The sequence below is a fragment of the Mesorhizobium sp. M0437 genome (genome assembly GCF_040321335.1).
GTDB lineage: Bacteria > Pseudomonadota > Alphaproteobacteria > Rhizobiales > Rhizobiaceae > Mesorhizobium.
Map to the genome: position 1 here is coordinate 99,607 of NZ_JAMYRK010000008.1, position 22,804 is coordinate 122,410.

Genomic DNA, 22,804 nt, shown 5'->3' on the forward strand with positions numbered 1-22,804 from the left:
GGAACCTTGAAGCGACAGAGGCGTTTTCGCCAACGGTCTGCACCAATCGCGGTGTGCCGCCGAGGGTCAGAATGAAAGCCGAACCCGACGCTTCGGGCGCAAGCGCTGCCGAAAGCCCGGATCCGCGCGTCGAGGCGCGGGCGGATGCGCATCTGATGCGTTCGCTGCTCGTCGGCATCTTCATCCTCATGGCGATCTACGCGCTTTACTTCGCCCGCGCCTTCTTCATGCCGGTCATTCTGGCTTTCCTGCTGGCGCTGACGCTGACGCCGATCGTTCGCCTCCTGCGCAAGCATGGCATGCCCGATGTCATTTCAGCGACACTGCTGGTGCTGCTTTCGTTCTGCCTCGTCGCCGTCGCGGGATATCTGCTCAGCGGCCCGGTCATCGATCTCATCAACAACACCTCGACGATCGGCCAGCAGCTTACCGAACGTCTGGCACAACTGCGCCGTCCGTTCGAAAGGATCGTGGAGGTTTCGCGTCAGATAGAGGGACTGACGCAGACATCCCAGGAGCCGGGCGTTCAGAGGGTGGCGATGGCGCCATCCGGTATTCTCTCGCAGGCCGCCGGCAATGTACTGTCGGCCGGCACCAGCGTCACCATCGTCTTCGTCCTGTCGCTGTTCCTGCTCGCCTCCGGCACGATGTTCTATGAAAAGATCGTCCAATCCTTCCCCAGTCTCAGCGAAAAGAAGCGGGCACTGCGTGTCGTCTACGACGTCGAACGTGAAATCTCGCACTATCTGCTTACCGTCACGATCATCAATACATGTCTCGGCGTGGTCATCGGGCTCGGCCTGTGGGCACTCGGCGTGCCAAACGCGCAGGTCTGGGGCGCGGCAGCGGCTCTGCTCAATTTCCTGCCCTATATCGGAGCGTTAATCACCATCACGCTGGTCACGATCATTGCGCTGATAAGCTTCGACACGATTTCCTACGCGCTGCTGGCGCCGGCCTTCGTCGTTCTATGCTACATCGTCGAAGGCCAGTTCGTGACGCCGACGGTGGTCGGCCGCCGTCTCGAAATCAACGCAGTGGCGATCCTCATCGCCATCGCCTTCTGGTCGTGGCTATGGGGTTTTGTCGGCGCGCTGCTGGCGGTGCCGCTGCTGGTCGTCATCAAGGTGTTCTGCGATCATTTCGACGGTCTCAGCCATGTCGGCAATTTCCTGGCGGCGCAACACACGGCAGCGATCGAGGACGAAGAGATTTCCGAGGTGAACAAGTAGCGGCTTAAAGGGTCAAAAGCGTCCCCCCGATGGTGCAGATCACGACCTTGCATCGGTCGCACGTCCGTTGTGCCCTCAGCGCTCCATCAACATTTTGAATTTGCCGCCTCGGCAACGGCTTCCTACATCCCTTCGGCCACAGGAAACCCGCGCCGATGACCGTTCTTTCCGTTCTCGACCTGTCGCCGATCGTCGAAGGCAGCAACGCTTCACAGTCACTCGCCAATTCGCTCGATCTCGCCCGTCATGCCGAGCGGCTGGGTTACCGGCGCTATTGGCTGGCAGAGCACCACAATATGCCGGGCATCGCCAGCGCTGCCACCTCGGTGGTCATTGCCCATGTGGCCGGCGGCACCGATACGATACGCGTCGGCGCCGGCGGCGTCATGCTGCCCAATCATTCCCCGCTGGTCATCGCCGAGCAGTTCGGTACGCTCAACGCTCTGCATCCTGGCCGCATCGATCTCGGCCTCGGCCGGGCGCCCGGCACCGACATGGCCACGGCACGGGCGCTGCGCCGTAACCTCGACGCTGGCGCCGACAATTTCCCGCAGGACGTCGTCGAGCTGATGGGTTACTTGCAGCCGGCCGAAGACGGCCAACGCATCCGCGCGGTGCCCGGCGAAGGCGAAAAGGTGCCGATCTGGATTCTCGGTTCCAGCCTCTACGGCGCGCAGCTTGCCGCCATGCTCGGCCTGCCCTACGCTTTCGCTTCGCATTTTGCGCCGGCCGAGCTCGACCATGCTCTGGAGATCTACCGCTCGCGTTTCCAGCCTTCGGAGCAGCTCGACAAGCCTTATGTGATGCTCGGCCTCAACGTCTTCGCCGCTCCTTCCGATGCCGAGGCGCGGCTGCTGTTCACCTCGCTGCAGCAGGCCTTCGTCAATCTGCGCACCGGCCGGCCCGGCCGATTGCCGCCGCCGGTCGAAGGATATGAGCGCGACCTCGATCCAATGGCCAAGACCATGCTCGGCCAAGCGCTTTCCTGCGCCGTCGTCGGCTCTCCCGAAACAGTCAGGCAAGGCATCGAGGCGTTTGTGCGCCGGACAGGCGCCGACGAGTTGATGGTCACAGCGCAGATTTTCGACCATGCGGCGCGGGTGCGCTCGTTCGAGATCCTGGCCGACGCCCACAAATCGCTGTCGGAAGCTGCCTGAGAGTTGGTTCGCCACTTGCCACTGTTGCGGGCAAGGCCGGCCTTAGGCAGGGAACATCGCGAACAGGTGTGCGAAAACATAGCGAACATTTCGCGCGTTTTGCGCGGAGGTTTTCGATCCGTCATGCTCGTCCGTTAGCGGGAAACGCGGCGTCCACTAAATAACGATCACCTTGGTGCCGATTGTGGCGCGGTCATAGAGATCGATGATGTCCTGGTTCATGAGGCGAATGCAGCCCGCCGACACAGCTTTGCCGATGGACCACCATTCAGGGCTACCGTGCAGGCGATATCCAGTGTCACCTTTCTCGTTAAAAAGATAGAGCGCCCGCGCCCCGAGCGGGTTCATGAGTCCGCCCTCCATATGGGCCGGTATGATGCGGCCTCGCTTCTGCTCGCGCACGATCATCGCAGACGGCGCGCTCCAATCCGGCCATTCGCGCTTCCTCGCAACGTGAGCAGTGCCATGCCACTCGAAGCCCGCCTTGCCGACGCCGATTCCGTAGCGCAGCGCCTGACCGTCTCCCAACACGTAGTAGAGGAACTTCGCTCCTGTATCGACAATGATGGTGCCCGGCGCCTCTTCAGTCGCATAAGGCACTGTCTGCCGATGGAACTTTTGGTCAACCTTGTAGATCGGAACCGGCGGAACGCGAAAACCGGCGTCGGTGAGGCCGCCATAGGCCTGGGGAAAGGTCTGTAACGCTCCGCCGGTGGTGCAGCCGGAGAATGCGGCCATCCCAGCAAGTACCAGCCCGATTAGGATCGATTTCACGCGCATGACTCAAGCCGGCGCCCGTGTGAACGATCTGTCGCATCTCGTCATATTCCTAATCCGACATGCTTCGATTGCCAAGATTTTCCTGACTGTCGGCTGGCTAATTGTTGGCCACTTGGCCCGATCGGCGCCGCGTCCTTCAATTGCTCGGTTTTTGAACGACGAACCCCCGTAGTGGCTGCGCAGACCTGGGGTCGGCAGGACAGAGGGAGCGCTGTCCGTCCGGCATTGCAAAGTTTCTGAACAGAGCCCACGCGCTACGCGCTGACGCTCTGCGCAGTCGCACCTAGCGGACGGCATGAATTGCGGATCATCAAGCGTCCCTTGAGCGTCAGCTTGCGCGGCGGCGCATCCCTGTTTCCGGCGAGCCGGTCGAGCAGCAGATTGGCCGCCTGTTCGCCGATCGCCTGCACGGGCTGTGCGACCGTGGTCAATTGCGGCCGGAACACATCCGACCACGGAAAATCGTCGAAGCAAGCGACGGAAATATCCTCCGGACAGGACAGGCCGATATCGCGAATGGCCTTCATGGTGCCGATCACCATCGGGTTGTTGGCCGAAAAGATGGCGCTCGGCCGGTCGTGCAGCGAAAGCAGCTGCATGGTGGCGTTGTAGCCATCGACTTCGTGGAAGTTGCCGAAGCGGACGAGCTCGGGTTCGGCCGGCAGGCCGGCGGCCTGGAGGGCCTCGCGGTATCCCGCCATGCGGTCATGCATCGGCGAGATATCGAACGAGCCGGAGATGTAGCCGATGCGCCGATGGCCGAGATCGATCAGATAAGTGATGGCGTCGAACACCGCGCGCTGATTGTCGAGAACGACGGCATCGGTGTCGACACCCTGGCAAACACGGTCGAGCAGCACGACCGGCACATTGGCGTCGTCGACAATCCGTTTGAGGATCGCGCCGTCACCGACACGCGCGACGATCAGTCCGTCGACCATGCGGTCGAGCAGCAGCCTGATCTGGTCGTCCTGCGTGTTCAGGTGCTCGTCGGTGCAGCACAGCATGACGGCGTAGCCGGCCCTGTCGAAAGCCTGCTGGATGACCGAAACCACGTCGGTAAAGAACGGATTGGTGATGTGTGGGACGGTGAGCCCGATGGTGCGTGTGGTGCCCATCTTGAGGCTGCGGGCGATAGCGTTGCGCTTATAACCGATGTCGCGGATCGCCTGTTCGATCCGCTGGCTGAGCTCGGGGCTGACGGTCGCGGTGCCATTGATCAGCGCCGATACGGTGGCCACGGAAACACGCGCGGCCTCGGCCACATGAAGCATAGTCGGGGCAGTGAATTTGCGCTGCTTTTTTCGTCCTGACGCTGTCATTTTCGAAACGTTTCACCACTCCACGGTAGCAATACGTACGGAATCTTATGATTTTGCGCAAGAATTGAAATGGAACAATCTCAGGCTCCAGATATTACCTTGACATGATCGAAACGTTTAGATTAGCGTTTGAGGTGTTCGGTGACGACGGAGGGAGGCCGTCCTTATCATGCAGCACGGCAATTCCATCCCTGCGCAAGGCGTTGTGGCGGACGGCTCGGCGATCGTGCTGAGCGCCGAGCACATCTCCAAGTCCTTCGGCGGTATCGCCGCGCTTGTCGATGTCGGCTTCGAACTGCGGCGCGGCGAGGTCCATGCGCTGATGGGCGAGAACGGCGCCGGCAAGTCGACGCTGATGAAGATCCTGTCCGGCGTCTATACGGACTATAACGGAACGGTCAGTATCGATGGCCATCCGGTGCGCTTTGCCGGCGTCCGCGAAGCCGAGCGCGCCGGCATCGCCATCATCCACCAGGAGCTGAACCTCGTTCCCGAACTTAGCGTCGCCGACAATATCTTTCTCGGCCGCGAGAAGCTGATCGCCGGGCTGATCGTCGACCGCAAGGCGAGCAGCCGCGCTGCCGGCGCGCTCTTGCAAAGGCTCGGCATCGAGCTCGACCCGGATGCGCGCGTCGGTGCCTTGCGCGTCGGCGAACAGCAGCTGGTCGAGATCGCCAAGGCGCTGTCGATGTCGGCGCGCATTCTGATCATGGACGAGCCGACCTCGGCGCTTTCGCCGGCCGAATGCCAGCGGCTGTTCCGCATCATCCGCCAGCTCGCCGACAGCGGCGTGGCGATCGTCTACATTTCGCACCGCATCGACGAGGTCATGCATCTGGCCAGCCGCGTCACCGTGTTTCGCGATGGACGCCACGTCCTGACGCGGGTGATGGACAAGCTCGACGAAGACGCCATAATTTCGGCGATGGTCGGGCGAAACCTGCTTGCTTCCTCCCAGGAGCACCGCATCCCCGGTGGCAACACGGTCCTGTCCGTAAGCGAGCTGTCGTTGTCGAAGCCCAATCGCCATGGTTGGCGCACCGTGCTCGACGGCGTCAGCTTCGATCTTGCCGCAGGAGAAATCCTCGGTATCGGCGGGCTGCTGGGCTCGGGCCGTACCGAAATCCTGGAAACCATCTTCGGGTCCAGCGGCGGACGTGCCGGCGGTGAGATCAGGCTCGATGGCGAGGCAGTAGAAATCCGTTCGCCGCGCGATGCGCGCCGGCTCGGCATCGCCCTGGTCACGGAAGACCGCAAGACGCAAGGCCTGCATCTCGAGGCCTCGATCACCGACAATGTCGCGCTGCCGCTGGTCGGCGCGCTGGCGCGGTTCGGCGTGCGCTCGCTGGCCGGTGAGCAAGGGCTGGCACGGGACGCCGTCAAGGCGCTCGGCATTCGCTGCGAGACCGTCGAGCAGCCGGCCGGCACGCTGTCCGGCGGCAACCAGCAGAAGGTCGTCATCGGCAAATGGCTAGCGACGAGGCCGCGGGTGCTGCTGCTCGACGAGCCGACACGCGGCATCGATGTCGGTGCCAAGCGGGAAATCTACGATCTCATCTTCAAGCTGGCGCGAGACGGGCTGGCGATCGCCGTCATCAGCTCGGAATTGCCGGAACTGCTGCATCTTTCCGACCGTATCTTGGTCATGGCCGACGGCCGCCAGACGGGAATCCTGCCCCGCGCGCAAGCCAGCGAGGAGGCCATCATGCGGCTTGCGGCGCCGCGACGGACGATGACGAGGCCTGCCGCATGAGCATTTTGCATATCCTGTCCCGGACGAAGCTCTATTGGGGCCTGATCGCCATCTTCCTGATCGGCGTGCTCGGCTCGCCGATCAGCTCCAAGGGCAACAACATCTTCCTGTCCTACGGCAACCTGCTCGACGTGCTGCGCCAGGTGTCGACCACCGGGCTGATTGCCACCGGCATGACTGCGGTGATCATCACCGGCGGTATCGACCTTTCCGTCGGCTCGCTGATGGCTATCTGCACGGTCGTCTGTGCCATGCTGCTGACGGTCCCCGGCGTGACGCCGGCGGTGGTGCTGGGGGTGCCGACAGTTGCCCTGGCAGCCCTTTGCCTCGGCATTCTCGTCACTCGTTTCATCCTGCTGAACATCGAAAAATCCCGCGCCGGCGCGCAGGCCACGCACGACATCAGGTTGGACAGCGTTCGCGGGCTGGTGACACCCGGCATTGTCGGGGTGATCCTGTGCAGTCTGGTGCTGTGGTTCCTGCTGCCGCAGGTGGGCTCAAAATTCGGCGTGCTCGGCGTGCTGCTGGTGGCGCCTTGCGTCGGCCTGCTGTTCGGCGCGCTCAACGGCTTCATCATCGTCGCCGGGCGGCTGCAGCCCTTCATCGTGACGCTGGCGATGATGGTCACTGCGCTCGGCATCGCCCGGCTGACAGCCGGCCAGAACAATGCGGTGCTGCCGGTCTACACCGGCTCGAATGCCACCGCCGATTTCGAAATGCTGCGCTCGCTGGTATTCGGCGTGATCCCGATGCCGGGCCTGTTCTTCCTCGGCGCCATCCTGACCTACGGCGCCGTGCTGCGGTTCACGCCGTTTGGCCGCTATGTCTATGCGATCGGCGGCAATGAGGAGGCGGCGCGACTGTCGGGCATCGCCGCCGGCCGCGTCAAGATTGCCACCTATGCCGTGTCAGGGCTGCTGGCCGGCATCGCGGCGGTGCTCTATGTCGCGCAATACCGGCAAGGCAAGCCTGATGCCGGCGCCGGGCTGGAGCTCGACGCGATCGCCGCCGTGGTCATCGGCGGCACCAGCCTGATGGGCGGACGCGGCAGCCTCACCGGGACGTTCTGCGGCGTGCTGATCTTCGGGCTGCTCTCCAACATCCTGCAGCTGCACAACATCAATTCGAACCTTCAGCTGGTGCTGAAGGGGATGATCATCATCGGTACCGTGCTCGTACAGGAGCGCAATGCCGGTGATCTTCTCTTCTATCTGCGACTGCCCGGCGGGCAAGCGCACAAGGAAACGGCCGCGGCAAAGCGGCCGTCGCAAGAGACCGCGTCTCTGAATATTGGAGGAAACAAGAAATGAAACGACGTGAATTGTTGAAGCTCGCCGGGCTGACAGCGGCACTCCTGACCACGACCGCCATGCTTGCCGGCGGCGCCCATGCGCAGGACAAGAAGTGGAAGATCGGCTTCTCGCAGGTGACGACCATCGAACCCTGGCGCGCCCAGTTCAACAAGGACATCCTGGCCGAAGCGGCCAAGCATCCGGAAGTCGAGCTGATCATCACCGACGGCGAGGACAAGACCGAGAAGCAGGTCGCCGATGTCGAAAACCTTATCCGTCAGGAGGTCGATGCGCTCTTGGTATCACCGAAAGAATCCGCCGGCCTGACCGGTGTCGTGCAGCAGGCGATCGATGCCAAGATCCCGGTCTTCGTGCTCGACCGCAACGTCGAAACCAACGACTACACGCAGTTCGTCGGCGGCGACAACAAGCTGATCGGCCGGGCTGCCGGTGAATATGCCGTCGAGCTGCTTGGCGGCAAGGGCAAGGCCGCCGGCAACGTTGTCGAGATCTGGGGCGGCATGGGCACCCAGCCGGCACACGACCGCCATGACGGTTTCCATGAATTCACCGACAAGGAGCCGGGCATAAAATACCTGCTCGACCAGCAGTCGGGCGACTGGAAGCAGGACCAGGCCTACAACATCATGGCGACGGCGTTGCGCAACAACGAGAAAATCGATCTTGTCTACGGCCACAATGATCCGATGGCCTATGGCGCCTATCTTGCCGCCAAGGACGTCGGACGTGAGAAGGACATCAAGTTCATCGGCATCGACGGCCTGCCCAATGAAGGCGTGCAGCTGGTCGCCAATGGCGAGCTGACGGCGACGTTCACTTATGTGACGCCGGGCGCCGAAGGGCTGCGGCAGGCGATCAAGTTCCTGAACGGGGAGAAAGTGGAAAAGACCATCACCCTGCCGACGGAGAAGATCACCAAGGAGAATGCCGCCCAGATCCTGAAGGACAACGGCCTCTGAGACGAGGCTTTCCTGCCGGGCGTTCAGCGCCCGGCAGGAACAACAACCAAGCGCCGGCAGGCAGCAGATTAAGCCAGCTTGGCCAGCAGCTTCATGAAAATGGCCGCTTCCTTGGCAGAAAGCGGCGCCAGCGTTTCCTGCGTAATCTCACGGGCAAGCGGGATCAGCCGCTCGATCGCGTCGCGCCCCTCAGCGGTCAGATTGACCAGCAGGCGCCGTTTGTCGACTTCGTGTTTGCTAAGTTCGACAAAGCCACGCGCTCTCAGCCGGTCGATGACGCCCTTCACGGTCGCCGCATCCATGGCGATCAGGCTGCCAAGCTGGTTCTGCGAGGTCTCGCCGACGTCGCGCAATTTGGCCAAAGCGGCAAATTGCGGCGGCGTCAGATCGGCGATGTGTGCGGCGAAGATCGAGACATGGCGCTGATGCGCCTTGCGCAGGATGAAGCCGACCTGCTCCTGCAAGCGATAGTCGTTTTCGTCAGGCTCCTCGGCCTCGACCAGCTTGAGCCGATTGTCCTCGGCGCTCACCGCAGCCCATCCCATGCCTTAATTTCCTTGGCCGCCAGCCCACCCATGCGGTCGTGCACGCGCGGGCCGCAGGTCATGGCGAGGCAAAACAGGATCTCGTCGGGACGGGGGCCATCGCTGATGCCGATTTCCATGGCATCGAAATGGCTGCGCACATAGGCGGCGTTGATGTGGCCGAGCGGCACATCGAGCCGCGCGCCGAAGCCGCCGACCTTCTTTGCCGAGGGCACGATCGCCTTGGCGTCGCCGAGCCGTTCGCGCATGGCATAGCCGCCCGGCACATGCCACAGCGCGCCATGCTCCAGCTCGCCCGCCATGCCGACGATGGCGCCCTTGCCGTAACCGTCGATCTGTTTGACGTCGCCGCCCAATGCGGCAACAAGCCTGTCGGAGAGCAGCAGCCCGAGCGGCTTCAAATCCTCCATGGCGCTCTGCAGTTCCTCGACGTAATGGCCGGCGAACGGGTTCTTGACCACAGCCATGGCCGCCGCGCGGCGCCGCGGCACCTTCGCCACCGGCCCGCCTTCGTGAAAAATCTCTTCGGTCAGCACGGCGATCTTGCGGATCGGAAACTCAGGCATGAGCAATTTCCCTCTCTAAAACTTTATTGGCGAGCGCCATCGGACCTGCGATGCGCGCCTGACCGCCGAGGAAAAGTGCCGCGGCGGCAATCAGGCCGCGCCGCCGAAACTCCTCGGCAACGGCAAATCCGCCTTCCAGCGCGATAGCGATTTCAGCGGCGGAAAGCAGCCCCACGCCCTGCGTCACCAAACGGTCGCCGAGGTCGCTGTCAGGTGCGAGATCGCGCGCCCGTACGCGCCTAACGGCCGGATGACCGGGCAGGTCGACGGCGTTGGCGATCAAGGTCGCGGCGGCATCGGCTTCAGCACCCGTTCGCGCCAGCACCGTGACCGCGTCGGCGATGCCCAGCGAAAAGGAGCGGCCGCGCCAGCCGCTTGTCGCGACACCGCGGATCCCGTCTTCGGGGCGGATCGTGAGACGATCTGCCAACCCATGACCTGTCCCGGCAATGGCAAGCATCATCGACTGCCCGTGGCCGAGATAGATCGCGCTGTCGCCGCCATTATTGACATAGGCGCGCTCGAGCCGGCGGCCGGCAAGCAGCGCGCCAAGCACTTCGTCGGCTACCGAGCCGGCGACGGCCGCCATCGGCGTGATGAATTGTTTCGCTAGCGGAACGACCGCCACTTCCATGCGGCGCGCCGTCGGGCCAACGAAAGCACGTGGCCGCGAGGCGGCCGGGCGCCGCAGTTCGGGCAACTCTTCGACCAGTTCAACCAGGATTGTCTGGAAGCGCGCCACTGCCTGGCGATATGCGGCGCTGCATTCACTCGCCTCGCCGAATGCCTCGACGATCAGATCGATCGGCCCATGATTGAGGTGAAGCCTCCGGCCGTCCTCGAGCCAATGCGCCTGCGGGCCGTTCATCGCCCGGCCCCGTTTGCGGTCGCGCGACGCAACTGCGCCAGCGGCGGCCAGGGATTGTCACGGGGTGCGGCCGTGCCGCGGCGCGGATTGAGATATTCGCCGCCCTTGGCCAGGATATCGTCGACGCTGCGGATTTCGCCTTCGTAGCCGCCAAGCCTGACATAATCGTCGCGGCGCATGGTGAACTCGATCGGCGCCACCAGCGCCGGCGTCGGCACATAGCCGAAGGCGCCTTCCGGGACGCGGGTGACGTCGACCATCAGCGTGATGCCGCCGCCCGGCCAGACATAGACCGGCGCGCCGCCGACCGTCACGTAGGTCGTCAAGCCCTGCACCGAGCGGGTCAGATTGACCGGGTTCTCGGTGACGCCGGCGCGCAGCGAGCCGCCGGCGCCGCCGACGAAAAGCACGGTGCAGAGCGCCGGCTCGCAATTGTCCTCGATCAGTTCGACCGACTTCCGCAGCCGCTCCGGGAACGGTTTCTGGACCGGCTTCAATTCGTCGTCGAGCTCGTAATAGGCGAATTGCTCACCAGTGGTCGAGACCATCAGCAGCGACATGCCGGGGCGCGCACCCTTTTTGGCGTTCCATTCACCAAGGATCGACAGCGGGTCGGAAATGCTGGTGCCGCCCCAGCCGAGGCCGGGCTCCGACACCTTGAAATAACGGCCCGGCGTCGAACGGCGGCCGATGATCTTGATGCCGGTATCCTGCCAGCCAAGCACCTTGCCGGCCTGATGCTCGGAGACGACGCCGGTGATGTGGTCATCGACCACCACCACCTCGTCGACAAGGCCGCGCCATTGGGTCGCGAACATGCCTATGGTAGCCGAACCGCAGCCGACGCGCATGCGCTGCTCGAGCTTGCCGTCGATGACCGGCGGCTTGCCGGCTTCGACGATGACGGTGGCGCCGCCGTCGATGACGAGTTCAACCGGTTTGCGGTTGCACAGGGCGAGCATGGCGTCGCAGGTGGCGCGCCCTTCAGCCTTCGAGCCGCCGGTCAGATGATGTACGCCGCCCAGCGACAGCATCTGCGAGCCGTATTCGCCGGTCGTGACATGGCCGATCGCCTCGCCTTGGGCACGGACCGTAGCCGTTTCGGGGCCGATATGACGGTCGGTGTCGATCTTCACCTTGACGCCGCAATACGAGAAGATGCCCTCGGTGACGACGGTGACCAGATCGACGCCCTCGACCTCCTGGCTGACGATGAAGGGCGCCGGCTTGTAATCGGGATAGGTGGTGCCGGCGCCGATGGCGGTGACGAAGCGGCGGCCGGTGTTGACCAGTTCGCCGTCCCATGCCTCGCCTTCTTCGGCAAAGGGTACGATTGCGGCGCCGGTCTCGGCCGCGTGGTCGAGGATGGTCAGTGGATCCATCCGCACGATCCTGCCGCCAACATTGCCGTAGCGGTCGCAGGCGCCGGTGCGGCCATCGGCGATGTAGCACATGACTGGACAGGCATCGCAGCGGATCTTCTCGGCCACCAGCTTCTCGCCGGGATCGTGGGTCTCGAAGCGTTCGGCAAGCTCGCTCATCGGCGCGCCTCCTTGTCGAGGATGGCGGCGCGGATGCGGGTCGGCGTCGCCGGAATTTTGGTGACCAGCACACCGGTGGCGTGGCGGATGGCGTTGAGGATCGCCGGCGCCGTCGGGATCAGCACATGCTCGCCCAAACCCTTGGCGCCGAAGGGTCCTTCCGGATCCGGAACTTCTATCAGGATGGTCTCGATCGGTGGCACGTCGCCGATCGTCGGGATCAGATAGTCGTGCAGGTTTTCGGTGCGCCCGGGGATGAATTCCTCCATCAGCGCCATGCCGATGCCCTGGGCGATGCCACCCTCGATCTGGCCCTCTGCCAGTAAAGGGTTGATGGCCTTGCCGACATCGTGAGCGGCGGTGATTTTTATAAGCTTCACGGTGCCGAGCCTGAGGTCGACCTCCAGTTCGGCGATCTGCGCGCCATAGCCATAGACGGCATAAGGCTTGCCCTGGCCCTTGGCATCGAGCGGCAGCGTCGGCGGGTCGTAGCTTTCCTCGGCGCGAAAGACAAAGCCTTCGGGGTCTGCCTTCAGCGAGGAAAGATCGACGCGGCGGGTCGCTTCGCCTTCCCTGATGCTCAGGCTTGTGCCGTCCAGCGCAATCGCCGCCTTTTCCGAGACATTGGCGAAACGCAAGATCTCCTCGCGCAAGGCGCGGCCGGCCTTTTCGGCGGCCTTGCCGGTGACGAAGGTCTGGCGCGAGGCCGAGGTCTTGCCGGCGTCGGGGGTGATCGCCGTGTCGGCGCCTTTCAGCAGGAATTTTTCGAGCGGAAGACCCAACGCATCGGCGCAGATCTGCGCGATGACAGTGTTCGAGCCTTGCCCGATATCGACCGCACCCTGATGCAGGACGACTGCGCCCGATGCCGAGATGCCGACCTTGATGGTCGACGGATTGGGCAGCGAGGTGTTGCCGCAGCCGTACCAGCAAGAAGCGATGCCGACGCCGCGTTTTTTGATGCTGCTACCGGCATTGAACGCTTCGGCATCGCGAACGGCACGCTGCCAATGTGAACGGAGGGCCTCGAGGCAGTCGGCGATGCCGACGCCCGACTCGAGCCGCTGGCCGGTGACTGTTTCGGATCCGTTCCGAAGGCAGTTCTTCAGGCGAAAGGCGAGCCGATCCATGCCGAGCTTGTCGGCTAGGTCGTCATAGAGGGTCTCCTGCATGATCGTCGCCTGCGGCACGCCGAAACCGCGAAAGGCGCCGGCAATCGGGCCGTTGGTGTGGATGGCGCGGCCTTCGGCGCGATAGTTCGGCGTCGCATAGGGGCCGGAGGCGTGCACCGGCACGCGGTTGGCGACCGTCGGCCCCCAGCTGGCATAGGCGCCGGTGTTGAAATCGCCGGCGAAGACCATGCCGGTGACACGGCCGTCGGCATGGGCGCCGATGCTCGCTCTCATCAGAGCCGGATGGCGCTTGGTGGTCGAGATCATCGATTCGGTGCGGCTGTAGGCGAGCGCCGCCGGCCGGCCGGTTTTCATGGCGACGAGGCCGATGAGCGGTTGCAGCGAGACGTCGAGCTTGGAGCCGAAGCCGCCGCCGGTGGCGGTCGGCACGATGCGCACCTGTTCCGGGGCAAGGCCGAGCACTTTTGCCGTGTCGTCGCGGTCCATATAGGGCGCCTGCGTGCAGGCGACGACGACCAGCGTGTCGCCGTCCATGAAGGCATAGCCGGCTTCCGGTTCAATATAGGCGTGCTCGACATAGGAAGTGTCGATGGCGCCGGAAACGACGAAAGCCGCACCGGCGAGCGCGGCTTCGGGGTCGCCACGCTCGACGAAGCCGGAGGTGAGCAGGTTCGAGGGCCGGTTTTCATGGACCAGTTGCGCGCCGCCGGCCTGCGCTTCGCCAGTTTCCAGAAAATGCGGCAACTCGGTCCAACTGACAGGCAAATCGGCAAGGTCGAGATCGAGGATAGCCTCGCGTTCGCCGGCAACCAGGGCCACCGCCTCACCGCGAAAGCGCGAAACCCCTTCGGCCAGCGCCGGCTGGTCGGCGAAGGGCGCGATGACGCCGAAACAATTCTTTCCCGGAATGTCAGCGGCGGTGAAGACGCCGGCAATGCCGGGACGGGATTTCACCCAACTGCCGAGGTCGCCAAAAGTGAAAGCGGCATGATAATGCGGCGAGCGGACCACCAGCACCGACAATGCGTCGGCCGGGAAAGAATCACCGCCGAATTTTTCGTCGCCGGTGACTTTCGGCAGGCCATCGAGGCGGATCGGGGAGGAGCCGACGGCATGGCCAGAGGATGGCATGTGCTGATCGAGGCCGTCGGCGTGGCGCCAAGCATCCATCACCGCGGCGACGATCTTGCGGTAGCCGGTACAGCGGCAGAGCACGCCGCCCAGCGCATCATGCGTTTCGGCCTCGCTCGGGCAAGGCGTCCTGTCCAGGAGTGCCGTTGCGGCGACCAGCAGGCCGGGCGTGCAGGCGCCGCATTGCGCTGCGCCATGGCTGAGAAACGAGGCCTGCAGCCCCGACAGCCGGCCATTGGCGAGGCCTTCGACGGTCGTCACCACGGTGCCGGAGGCGGAAGCCGCGGGAATCAGGCAGGCGCAGACCGGCTCGCCGTCGACCAGCACCGTGCAGGCGCCGCAGTCGCCGGCATCACAGCCGATCTTGGTGCCAGTCAGCCGCAACTCGTCGCGCAGCACCGCGGACAGCCGCCGCACCGGCGGCACACAAACGCTGACGGCGGCGCCGTTGACTTCGAAGGCGATGTCGGCGCGCTCCATGCCCATCAGGCCGCCGCCCTTTCGCCGGGAACAGCGCCCATCGCACCAAGCACGGCGCGGGCGACGATCTCGCGCGCAGCGTCCAGCCGATATTCGGCGCTGCCGCGCACGTCGCCGATCGGCAACAGCTCGTCCATCGGTGCGGATTGGATCGCAGTGGCCAGCGCTGGGCCGACGGGCCGGCCGCGTAGCGCCGCCTCGACACCCGCCAGGCGCCTGGCGACAACCGAGCAGGAACCGACGGCGACGGCCGCGTTCCTGACCATTCCATCTTCGACGGCCAGGCGTGCGGCGGCCATGGCGATGGAGATGACGAGATACCGCCGCGCGCCGAGTTTCACGAAGGCGGAGCTGCCGGCGGTCGCGGGTTTGGGAATGCGGATTGCCGTGACCATTTCGCCGGGCTGCAGTGCGGTGCGACGGTTGCCGAGGATGAACTCTGCAAGGGGCAGATGCCGGGTCGCCACAGCGGAACGCAGTTCGACTTCGGCATCGAGCACCAGCAGCGCCGGCACGCCATCGGCGGCCGGCGAGGCGTTGCAGAGATTGCCGGCAATCGAGGCAACGTTCTGGATCTGCACCGAGCCGACTTCCCGCGCCGCCTGCTTCAGCGCGTCGAAAGCCGCCGGCAGAGGATGGCGGACGAGATCGGTCCAGGTGGTGCGCGCGCCGACGAGCCAATGGTTTTCGGCTTCGGCAATGCCGCGCAATGCCACCAGCCCATTGATATCGAGGACATTGTCGCGGAAAGGCTTGCTGCCCTGTGCCGGATAGAAGTCGGTGCCGCCGGCGAGGATGCGCCATTGCCCTTCGCCCAGCAAAGCGAGGGCGTCGTCGACCGTGGTGGGTTTTGCGTAACGGATCACGCTTTGCCTTCCCAGAATGGGCTTCCCGAGAGGGGATCCTGCCGAAAGATTTTCCCGAGCATTCAAGGCAGGAAATTCATTCGTGTGCAAATGATATCAAGCCGGCAGGAATTGTCAAAGCCAGAGTTTGCACGACTGTTGGCACCGGTGCATCCGGAATGCATTTGTTATGCCATGAGAGGTTGACGCAGCCGGCCATCTGGTCAAGTTTCTGCGTCCGGTCGCGTTTTTATTGGAGCCTAAGCTCAAGACCAAGAAAATAAGGAGGCTCCATGGCCGACGAAGCGCTTGTCGTTATCGACCTGCAGAACGATTTCTGCCCGGGTGGCGCCCTTGAAGTGGCCGGTGGCGACGAAATCGTGCCGTTGGTCAATGACCTAATCCGGCGGACCGAGCACGTCCTGCTGACGCAGGACTGGCACCCTGCCGGCCATTCGAGCTTTGCCTCCAGCCACCCCGGCAAGCACCCGTTCGAAACGATCGACGTGCCTTATGGCCACCAGACGCTGTGGCCGGATCACTGCATCCAGGGCAGCCTGGGATCGGATTTCCATTCGGGCCTCGCCTGGAGCAAGGCCGAGCTGGTGATCCGCAAGGGGTTCCGTCCTGCGATCGACAGCTATTCCGCATTCTTCGAGAACGACCGGACGACGCCGACCGGCCTTGCCGGCTATCTCCGGGATCGGAACATCGAGACGCTGACCCTGGTCGGCCTGGCGACGGATTTCTGCGTCGCCTTTTCGGCGCTCGACGCGGTCAAGCTCGGTTTTGAGACGTCCGTGCGGCTCGACGCCTGCCGCGGCATCGATCTCAACGGCTCCGTGGAGAGGATGCTGGGCCGGATGCGCGATGCCGGCGTGACACTGATTTGAACGTCATCCAGCCGAACCTGACAGACTTTTGAGGGGCTTCATGCGGTTTGCGGCGTTGACGGCAAGTGCTGCACTTATTGCAGCAATCTTTTCTCCGAGAGCGGTTCTCGCGGCCGAAGCGCACGAATTGCCGGGCGCCGCCATGTCGCTTTGGTGGGTGCTGCCGTTTGCCGGGCTATTGCTTTGCATCGCGACCGGCCCGCTGCTGTTCCATCATGCTTGGGAGCACCATTACGGCAAGATCGCTGCCTTCTGGGCAGCGTTGGTGATCGGGCCGCTGGCCATCGCCTTCGGCATCCCGTCCGCCACGCAGGCGGTGCTGCATGCGCTGCTCACGGAATACATGTCGTTCATCATCCTGCTGTTTGCGCTGTTCACCATTTCGGGCGGTATCTTCGTTGCCGGCAACATACACGGCACGCCGCTGGTCAATGCCGGGTTGTTGCTGGGAGGGGCGCTGCTTGCCTCGATCATTGGCACAACCGGCGCCTCGATGATCCTGATCCGGCCGCTCATCCGCGCCAACGACAACCGGCGCTTCAACGCCCATGTCGTCATCTTTTTCATCTTCCTGGTGTCCAACATCGGCGGGTCGCTAACGCCGCTGGGCGATCCGCCGCTGTTCGTCGGCTTTCTGCGCGGCGTCGATTTCTTCTGGACGACAGTTCACCTGCTGCCCGAGATGCTGTTCGTCGCCGGCGTGGTGCTGGCTGTTTTCCTGGCGATCGACATCATCATGCATCGCCGGGAGGAAGGCGCGCCGAAGATCAAGGATCCGACGCCCGACAGCAAGGTGCGCATTCGCGGCCTGGCCAACATTCCGCTGCTGGCCGGCGTAATCGCCGCGATCCTGATTTCCGCTGCCTGGAAGCCGGGAGTGAGTTTCTCTTTTCAGGGCGTCAGCCTCGAGCTGCAGAATCTGGTGCGCGACGCCGCCATCCTGATACTGGCCTTCACTTCGCTTGTCGTCTCGCCGAAGGAGTTTCGCGGCGCAAACGCCTTCAACTGGGGGCCGATTGCCGAGGTGGCGAAGCTGTTCGCCAGCATCTTCATCTGCATCGTGCCGGTCGTCGCCATCTTGCGGGCCGGGCTCGATGGCGCGCTGGCGCCGTTGGTGCTGCTGGTCAGTTCGCCGACCGGCGCGCCGGACAACCTTGCCTATTTCTGGCTGACCGGAGCGCTGTCGTCCTTCCTCGACAATGCGCCGACCTATCTGGTGTTCTTCGAGCTGGCTGGCGGCGATGCGCAGCATCTGATGACCGAGCTCGCCTCGACGCTGGCGGCGATCTCGGCAGGCGCGGTGTTCATGGGCGCCAACACCTATGTCGGCAATGCGCCGAATTTCATGGTCTATGCCATTGCCAGGCATCGCGGCATCAAGATGCCGAGCTTCTTTGGCTATATGGCATGGTCGGGCGCGGTGCTGATCCCGACATTCCTGCTTGCCGGCTTGCTGTTCTTTGCCTGATCAGCCGACGCCGACATAGCGACGGACCGCGGAGGGATCGGAACGCAGTTCCTCGACATCGACCGTCTCGCGGTTGCGGCCGTTTTCGATGAAACAAACGCGGTCTGCGACCGACAGCACGGCATCGACGCGCTGCTCGACAAGAATTGTCGACACGCCAAGCGCACGCAGCTTCGACACGGTTTCGCGGATCTTGGCGATCATCGACGGCATCAGCCCTTCGGTCGGTTCGTCGAGCAGGAGCACCTGCGGTTCCAGACACAGGGCGCGGGCCATGGCCAGCATCTGCTGCTCGCCGCCGGACAGCGTGCCCGAACGCTGCCTGAGGCGCTGGCGCAACAGCGGGAAGAGATCGAGCACGTTCTCGCGCGTCGCCTTGCCCTTGTTGCGGGCCATCAGGCCGATCTCGATGTTTTCCGCCACCGTCATCTCGGCGAACAGCCGCCGGCCCTGCGGCACGTAGGCGACGCCGGCCTTGGGCACCTCGTGCGCCGGCAAGCCGCTCAATTCCCGCCCTTCGAGCCGAATCGAGCCGGAGCTTACCGGCACCAGGCCCATGATTGCCTTCAGCGTCGTCGTCTTGCCGGCGCCGTTGCGGCCGAACAGGCAGAGCACTTCGCCCTCGTTCAACACAAGATCGAGGCCATAGAGCACCTGGACCTCGCCATAGAAGCAGTCGACCCCGGAGATCGTCAGTGCCTTGGACTGGGCCTCAGCCATGGGTCGTCCCCAGATAGGCGTCCTGCACCGCGGCATTGGCGCGGATCTGCTCGGGCGTGCCTTCAGCCAAGATCCTGCCGGCGTTGAAGACGGTGATGCGGTCGGCGAGCCGCATGACCACCGGCATGTTGTGCTCGATCAAAAGCACGGTGGCGCTATCGGCGATCTCGCGCACCAGCTCGATGAAATTGTCGATCTCGCTGTCGGCAAGCCCTTGCGTCGGTTCGTCGAGGATCAGCAGCCGCGGCTTCAGTGCCAGTCCCATTGCCACTTCCAGCAACCGCTGGTGACCGTAGGACAATTGCCCGGCAGGCATTTGCGCCCGGTCGGCAAGGCCGGTGCGCTCGAGAGCCGCCATGACGCCGGTGTGAACCGCGCCCTTCGAGCGGCCGTCGGTCAGCGTGCGCTGCACCGGCAGGGCAACATTGTCGTAGGCGCTGAGATTGGCAAAGACGCTGGTGATCTGGAACGTATAGGCGATGCCGAGGCGAACCCGGGCGTAGGCAGGCAGGCTGGTGATGTCGGCGCCGTCGAAGACGATCATGCCCGACGAGGGCTGGATGCGGCCGCTGACCAGGCTGACGAAGGTGGTCTTGCCGGCACCGTTGGGGCCGATAATGGCGCGAATCTCGCCCGGTATCAGCGCGAAGTCGACGCCGTCGACGGCACGCAAGCCGCCGAAACTGCGCGACAGGCCTTTGGTGGTGAGCAGCGGCATCATGGCAACCACCCGAGCCAGCGCTGGCGGATGCTGCCGAGAATGCCTCTCGGGAAGAACAGCACCAGCAGGATGAGCGCTATGCCGACGACCAGCAGATAGGCCGAGGTGTAGCCGCTGGCGACGTCGATGACATAATACATGAACAGCGTGCCGATCAGCGGACCGAGCGTGGTGGCGGCACCGCCCAGCAGCACCCAGAGCAGCGGCAGGATGGAGTATTGCACCGAGGCGAAGCTCGAGCCGACATAGCCGAACAGCAGCGCATAGGCCGCGCCGGAAGCCGCGCAGATGCTGCCGGAGATGACGACGGCGGCGAGCTTGCTGGAGAACGTGTCGTAGCCAAGCATCTTGGTCCGCTCCTCGTTCTCGCGGATGGCGACCAGCACGCGACCGTAGCCGGAGCGGACTATCGCCAGGCTTATGAGCAGCACGATCGAGAACAGTGCCAGCGCGCTCATATAGCGCACGGTCGGGTTGGTGAGGTCGAGTGACGTGCTGCCCAGGACAAGGACACGCATCGGCTGCGGCACGACCATGCCCTGGTCGCCACCGGTCCAGGCAGCGAAATAAAGAATGACGAGATAAAATACCTGAGCGAACATCATGGTGACGATCATGAAGGCGACGCCGGAGGTGCGCAGCGCCAGCAGCCCGATCACCAGCGCGAGAAGCGCGCCGTAGGCAAGCCCGGCTGCGAAGGCGGCCGGTACGCTCCAGCCGAGATGGATGACGGCAAGGCCGGCGCCATAGAGCCCGGCTGAAAAGAACATGGCATGGCCGAGGCTGAGCAGCCCGACATAGCCGAACAGCAGATTGTAGCCCATGGCGAAGACCGCCAGCACCATGATGCGGGCGAGCAGGCCGTGATGGTATTCCGGCAGGACGAAGCTAAGCCCGAAAAGCAGGGCGATGACGCCGAGGTGCAGCGCATATGGCTTTGCCGGCGAAGCATCCTTCATCGCGATGTCGTCCCGAATAGGCCCTGCGGCCGGAACACCAGCACCATGGCGACGAGCAAGGTGGCGATGATCTTGGCCAGCGTCGGTGAGAAGAACACCGAGATGATGCCGTCGGAAAGGCCGATCAGCACCGCGGCGACGACCGTGCCGCGCAGCGAGCCGAGGCCGCCGATGATGACGACGATGAACGACAGCAACAGCGGGTCCTGTCCCATCAGATAGTGGGCCTGGCTGATCGGCACGATCAGCACCGCGGCGACAGCAGCCAGCATGGCGCCGAGCGCGAAAACACCGGCATAGACTCTGGTCACCGGGATGCCGAAGGCCTGCGCCGTCTCGCTGTCATATTGCGTGGCGCGCATGACGAGGCCGATTTTCGTGCGCGTCAGCACCAGCCAGGTCGCGACCAGCAGCAGCGCCGACGCGGCGATGATCGACAGCTTGTAGCCGGAATAGCCGAACCACGGCAGGAGGATGCGGTAGCTGAACGGCGGCTCCACCGGCCGCGCCTCCGGGCCGTAGAAGGTCAGCGCCAGTTGCTGGATGATGTAGAGCATGCCGATGGTGGCGACGATGGTGGCTTCCGGATTGTAGTTGAGCCGGCGCAGCACCAGCCGTTCGGCGAGCAGCGCGATCAGGCCGACGATCAGCGGCGCCAGCACCAGGGCGGCCAGGAAGCCGAGCGCCGGATGGCCGGATATCGCCGTTGAGATCGCCCAGGCAAGCACCGCGCCCAGCATGAAGAACTCGCCATGCGCGACATTGACGACGCGCATGACGCCGAACACCAGCGACAGCCCAAGCGCCGTCAGCGCCAGCACGGCGGAGGTGACGAGGCCTTCGAGGGCGGCGAGGAGCAGGTGAGGTCCGAAGTGCATCGCCTAAGCACCGGCGGATGCGCGAAGCACCCCCCTCTGGCCAGAGGGGGGTATCTTGGCGCTCACGCTTGCTGCAGCAGCCAAGCTCACAGCGTCTGCGTCGTGTAATCCCCCTCAGGCTCGTAGAGGCCGTCCTCGATCTTGGTCTTGTGGACGACATTCAGCCGGCCGCCTTCAACCTTGGAGATGTTCTGGATGCCAAAGCACTGGTGGATCTTGCCGTTGAAGGTTTTCGGCCCTTGCGGGTGCTCCGGCCCCTCGGCGAACTCGGTCAACGCCTCGGTCGCCTCGACCAGCTTGGCGCGGTCTTCCGGGCCCTTGTAGCCGGCATCCTCCATCGCCTTCTTGACGACGTAGAGCGTTTCCCAGCAGCCGAACATGTGCGCGGCGGTGGAGACGTCCTTGGGGTCGCCGACGGCGGCACCATTGTCGTCGATGCCGACGGCGGCGCGGTAGGCTTTCTGCGCAGGGGAGTCATCGGGCTGCGCATAACGCGGCGAGCCTTCCCAGAAATGGCTGCCGTCGAGGAATTCGAGGCCGGGGCTGTTGATGTCGGTGGCTTCGAGCGAATCGATGAAGCCGAACAATTGCGGCCGATTGGAGCCGTAGAACTCGCCGAGCTCCTTGACGAAGGTGAGCACCGCCGGGCCGACCATGACGTGGTAGATCACCTCGGTCTCTGCGGGGATCTGCGGGAAATATTTGGTGAAGGAGGATTCCGTCGGCGGAATCGCGATCTGCGCAATGACCTCGGCGCCTTGCGCCTTCAGGGCCGGCGGCAGGTAGTCGCGATGGTCGTAGCCGAAAGCGAAATCGGGGAAGATCTGCGTCACCTTCTTGCCGGCATTGGCGGCAATCCACGGCGCCATCGACTGGATCTGGCTCTTCACATCGGTGATGCCGGGCTGGAACACGTAGCGGTTCAACTTGGTCGAGGCGACGTGGTGGCCTTCGCTGACAACGAAATAGGGCATCTTGGCCTCGCCGGCGGCCGGCGCCGAGCCGATGACGACATGCGAAAACAGCGTGCCGTAGACGATATCGGTCTTGTGCTGAGAGGCGAACTTGCCGACGACTTCGGCTCCCCGGCCGGGATCGGTGCCGTCATCCTCAATGATCACCTCGACGGGTCGGCCGTTGATGCCGCCGGCATCGTTGATCGCCTTGACGGCAGCCGCTGTGGTCTTCTCGTACCAGCGGCCATAGGCGGCGCCGATGCCGGTGCGGTGCGACTGGAAGCCGATCTTGATCGGCGCCGAGTTCTGCGCCTGGCTGTAACGCACGAAACCCGGCGCGACGGCAAGACCGGCGCCGGCGGCAAGGCCCTTCAGCGCCGTGCGGCGGGTGAGAGCGGATCTGGAGAGATCGAAAAACCCATTCTTGTCAGTCACGGCAGTTCCCCTTGTTTTTGAGCTTTGACCAATGGCTGTAGCAGGCAGGCCACTCTTGTTAAGAGGGGCGAAAATTGCATGTGTACAAACTAAATCACCAAAGCTCTGACGTGGCAAGCGAGCTTTCCCCAAGGTTCGATTGACTGCCA

General features: G+C 63.9%; 20 protein-coding genes. 7 read left to right on the forward strand and 13 right to left on the reverse strand.

Features of this window, described 5'->3' with window-relative positions; translation table 11 throughout:
* Positions 1-71: 71 nt before the first annotated feature.
* Both NKI72_RS08005 and NKI72_RS08010 read left to right on the forward strand, forming a co-directional pair.
* The gene (locus tag NKI72_RS08005; protein ID WP_352835767.1) at positions 72-1,232 is read left to right on the forward strand and encodes an AI-2E family transporter; all 1,161 of its coding nucleotides are present in this window, start codon (positions 72-74) and stop codon (positions 1,230-1,232) included.
* 155 nt (positions 1,233-1,387) lie between these two features.
* Positions 1,388-2,389 (forward strand): LLM class flavin-dependent oxidoreductase, encoded by a 1,002-nt coding sequence (locus NKI72_RS08010; protein ID WP_352814003.1) that lies wholly within the window; start codon positions 1,388-1,390, stop codon positions 2,387-2,389.
* A gap of 156 nt (positions 2,390-2,545) precedes the next feature.
* Here NKI72_RS08010 and NKI72_RS08015 read toward each other — a convergent pair whose 3' ends face one another.
* Positions 2,546-3,169, reverse strand: coding sequence for a L,D-transpeptidase (locus NKI72_RS08015; RefSeq protein WP_352539938.1), 624 nt, complete (start codon positions 3,167-3,169; stop codon positions 2,546-2,548).
* Positions 3,170-3,423: 254 nt separating this feature from the next.
* Positions 3,424-4,443 (reverse strand): LacI family DNA-binding transcriptional regulator, encoded by a 1,020-nt coding sequence (locus NKI72_RS08020; RefSeq protein ID WP_254815864.1) that lies wholly within the window; start codon positions 4,441-4,443, stop codon positions 3,424-3,426.
* A 217-nt stretch (positions 4,444-4,660) separates the two neighbouring features.
* On the opposite strand from NKI72_RS08020, the gene NKI72_RS08025 reads away from it, so the two are divergent.
* Genes NKI72_RS08025 through NKI72_RS08035 form a run of 3 tightly spaced genes read left to right on the forward strand, consistent with a single transcriptional unit; the run spans position 4,661 to position 8,516 of the window.
* A complete protein-coding gene (locus NKI72_RS08025; RefSeq protein WP_352835770.1) occupies positions 4,661-6,244 on the forward strand; it encodes a sugar ABC transporter ATP-binding protein in 1,584 nt (527 codons plus the stop codon).
* Positions 6,241-7,554 (forward strand): ABC transporter permease, encoded by a 1,314-nt coding sequence (locus tag NKI72_RS08030; RefSeq protein WP_352835773.1) that lies wholly within the window; start codon positions 6,241-6,243, stop codon positions 7,552-7,554. Before NKI72_RS08025 ends, NKI72_RS08030 begins: the two co-directional genes overlap by 4 nt.
* A complete protein-coding gene (locus NKI72_RS08035) occupies positions 7,551-8,516 on the forward strand; it encodes a substrate-binding domain-containing protein (RefSeq protein WP_352835774.1) in 966 nt (321 codons plus the stop codon). The genes NKI72_RS08030 and NKI72_RS08035 overlap by 4 nt, the downstream gene beginning before the upstream one ends.
* A gap of 68 nt (positions 8,517-8,584) precedes the next feature.
* Here NKI72_RS08035 and NKI72_RS08040 read toward each other — a convergent pair whose 3' ends face one another.
* Genes NKI72_RS08040 through NKI72_RS08065 form a run of 6 tightly spaced genes read right to left on the reverse strand, consistent with a single transcriptional unit; the run spans position 8,585 to position 15,646 of the window.
* Positions 8,585-9,046: a MarR family winged helix-turn-helix transcriptional regulator gene (locus tag NKI72_RS08040; protein ID WP_352506064.1), complete on the reverse strand. Its 462-nt coding sequence runs from the start codon at positions 9,044-9,046 to the stop codon at positions 8,585-8,587.
* Positions 9,043-9,627 carry an amino acid synthesis family protein gene (locus NKI72_RS08045; protein ID WP_352506039.1) on the reverse strand — a complete coding sequence of 195 codons (585 nt, stop codon included), beginning with the start codon at positions 9,625-9,627 and terminating at the stop codon, positions 9,043-9,045. Before NKI72_RS08045 ends, NKI72_RS08040 begins: the two co-directional genes overlap by 4 nt.
* Positions 9,620-10,495 (reverse strand): UPF0280 family protein, encoded by an 876-nt coding sequence (locus NKI72_RS08050; protein ID WP_352835777.1) that lies wholly within the window; start codon positions 10,493-10,495, stop codon positions 9,620-9,622. The genes NKI72_RS08045 and NKI72_RS08050 overlap by 8 nt, the downstream gene beginning before the upstream one ends.
* Positions 10,492-12,036 (reverse strand): 6-hydroxynicotinate reductase, encoded by a 1,545-nt coding sequence (locus tag NKI72_RS08055; protein WP_352769453.1) that lies wholly within the window; start codon positions 12,034-12,036, stop codon positions 10,492-10,494. Before NKI72_RS08055 ends, NKI72_RS08050 begins: the two co-directional genes overlap by 4 nt.
* The gene (locus NKI72_RS08060) at positions 12,033-14,786 is read right to left on the reverse strand and encodes a molybdopterin-dependent oxidoreductase (RefSeq protein ID WP_352850030.1); all 2,754 of its coding nucleotides are present in this window, start codon (positions 14,784-14,786) and stop codon (positions 12,033-12,035) included. Before NKI72_RS08060 ends, NKI72_RS08055 begins: the two co-directional genes overlap by 4 nt.
* The gene (locus NKI72_RS08065) at positions 14,786-15,646 is read right to left on the reverse strand and encodes an FAD binding domain-containing protein (protein ID WP_352850031.1); all 861 of its coding nucleotides are present in this window, start codon (positions 15,644-15,646) and stop codon (positions 14,786-14,788) included. Before NKI72_RS08065 ends, NKI72_RS08060 begins: the two co-directional genes overlap by 1 nt.
* Positions 15,647-15,918: 272 nt before the next feature.
* On the opposite strand from NKI72_RS08065, the gene pncA reads away from it, so the two are divergent.
* Both pncA and NKI72_RS08075 read left to right on the forward strand, forming a co-directional pair.
* The gene (pncA, locus tag NKI72_RS08070; protein ID WP_023676971.1) at positions 15,919-16,518 is read left to right on the forward strand and encodes a bifunctional nicotinamidase/pyrazinamidase; all 600 of its coding nucleotides are present in this window, start codon (positions 15,919-15,921) and stop codon (positions 16,516-16,518) included.
* Between the two features lie 40 nt (positions 16,519-16,558).
* Positions 16,559-17,986 carry a sodium:proton antiporter gene (locus NKI72_RS08075; RefSeq protein ID WP_352835785.1) on the forward strand — a complete coding sequence of 476 codons (1,428 nt, stop codon included), beginning with the start codon at positions 16,559-16,561 and terminating at the stop codon, positions 17,984-17,986.
* Here the strand turns inward: NKI72_RS08075 and NKI72_RS08080 are convergent, their stop codons facing one another.
* The 5 genes from NKI72_RS08080 to NKI72_RS08100 form a co-directional block, all read right to left on the reverse strand.
* Entirely contained in the window at positions 17,987-18,706 is a 720-nt protein-coding gene (locus NKI72_RS08080) for an ABC transporter ATP-binding protein (protein WP_352472376.1), read from the reverse strand.
* Complete coding sequence (locus NKI72_RS08085; RefSeq protein WP_352736693.1) at positions 18,699-19,427, reverse strand: ABC transporter ATP-binding protein; 729 nt, start codon at positions 19,425-19,427, stop codon at positions 18,699-18,701. The genes NKI72_RS08080 and NKI72_RS08085 overlap by 8 nt, the downstream gene beginning before the upstream one ends.
* Entirely contained in the window at positions 19,424-20,386 is a 963-nt protein-coding gene (locus tag NKI72_RS08090; RefSeq protein ID WP_352819612.1) for a branched-chain amino acid ABC transporter permease, read from the reverse strand. Before NKI72_RS08090 ends, NKI72_RS08085 begins: the two co-directional genes overlap by 4 nt.
* Positions 20,383-21,264, reverse strand: a complete 882-nt coding sequence (locus tag NKI72_RS08095) for a branched-chain amino acid ABC transporter permease (protein WP_352455934.1) — start codon at positions 21,262-21,264, stop codon at positions 20,383-20,385. Before NKI72_RS08095 ends, NKI72_RS08090 begins: the two co-directional genes overlap by 4 nt.
* A gap of 86 nt (positions 21,265-21,350) precedes the next feature.
* Complete coding sequence (locus tag NKI72_RS08100) at positions 21,351-22,655, reverse strand: ABC transporter substrate-binding protein (RefSeq protein WP_352472378.1); 1,305 nt, start codon at positions 22,653-22,655, stop codon at positions 21,351-21,353.
* Between the last annotated feature and the right edge of the window lie 149 nt (positions 22,656-22,804).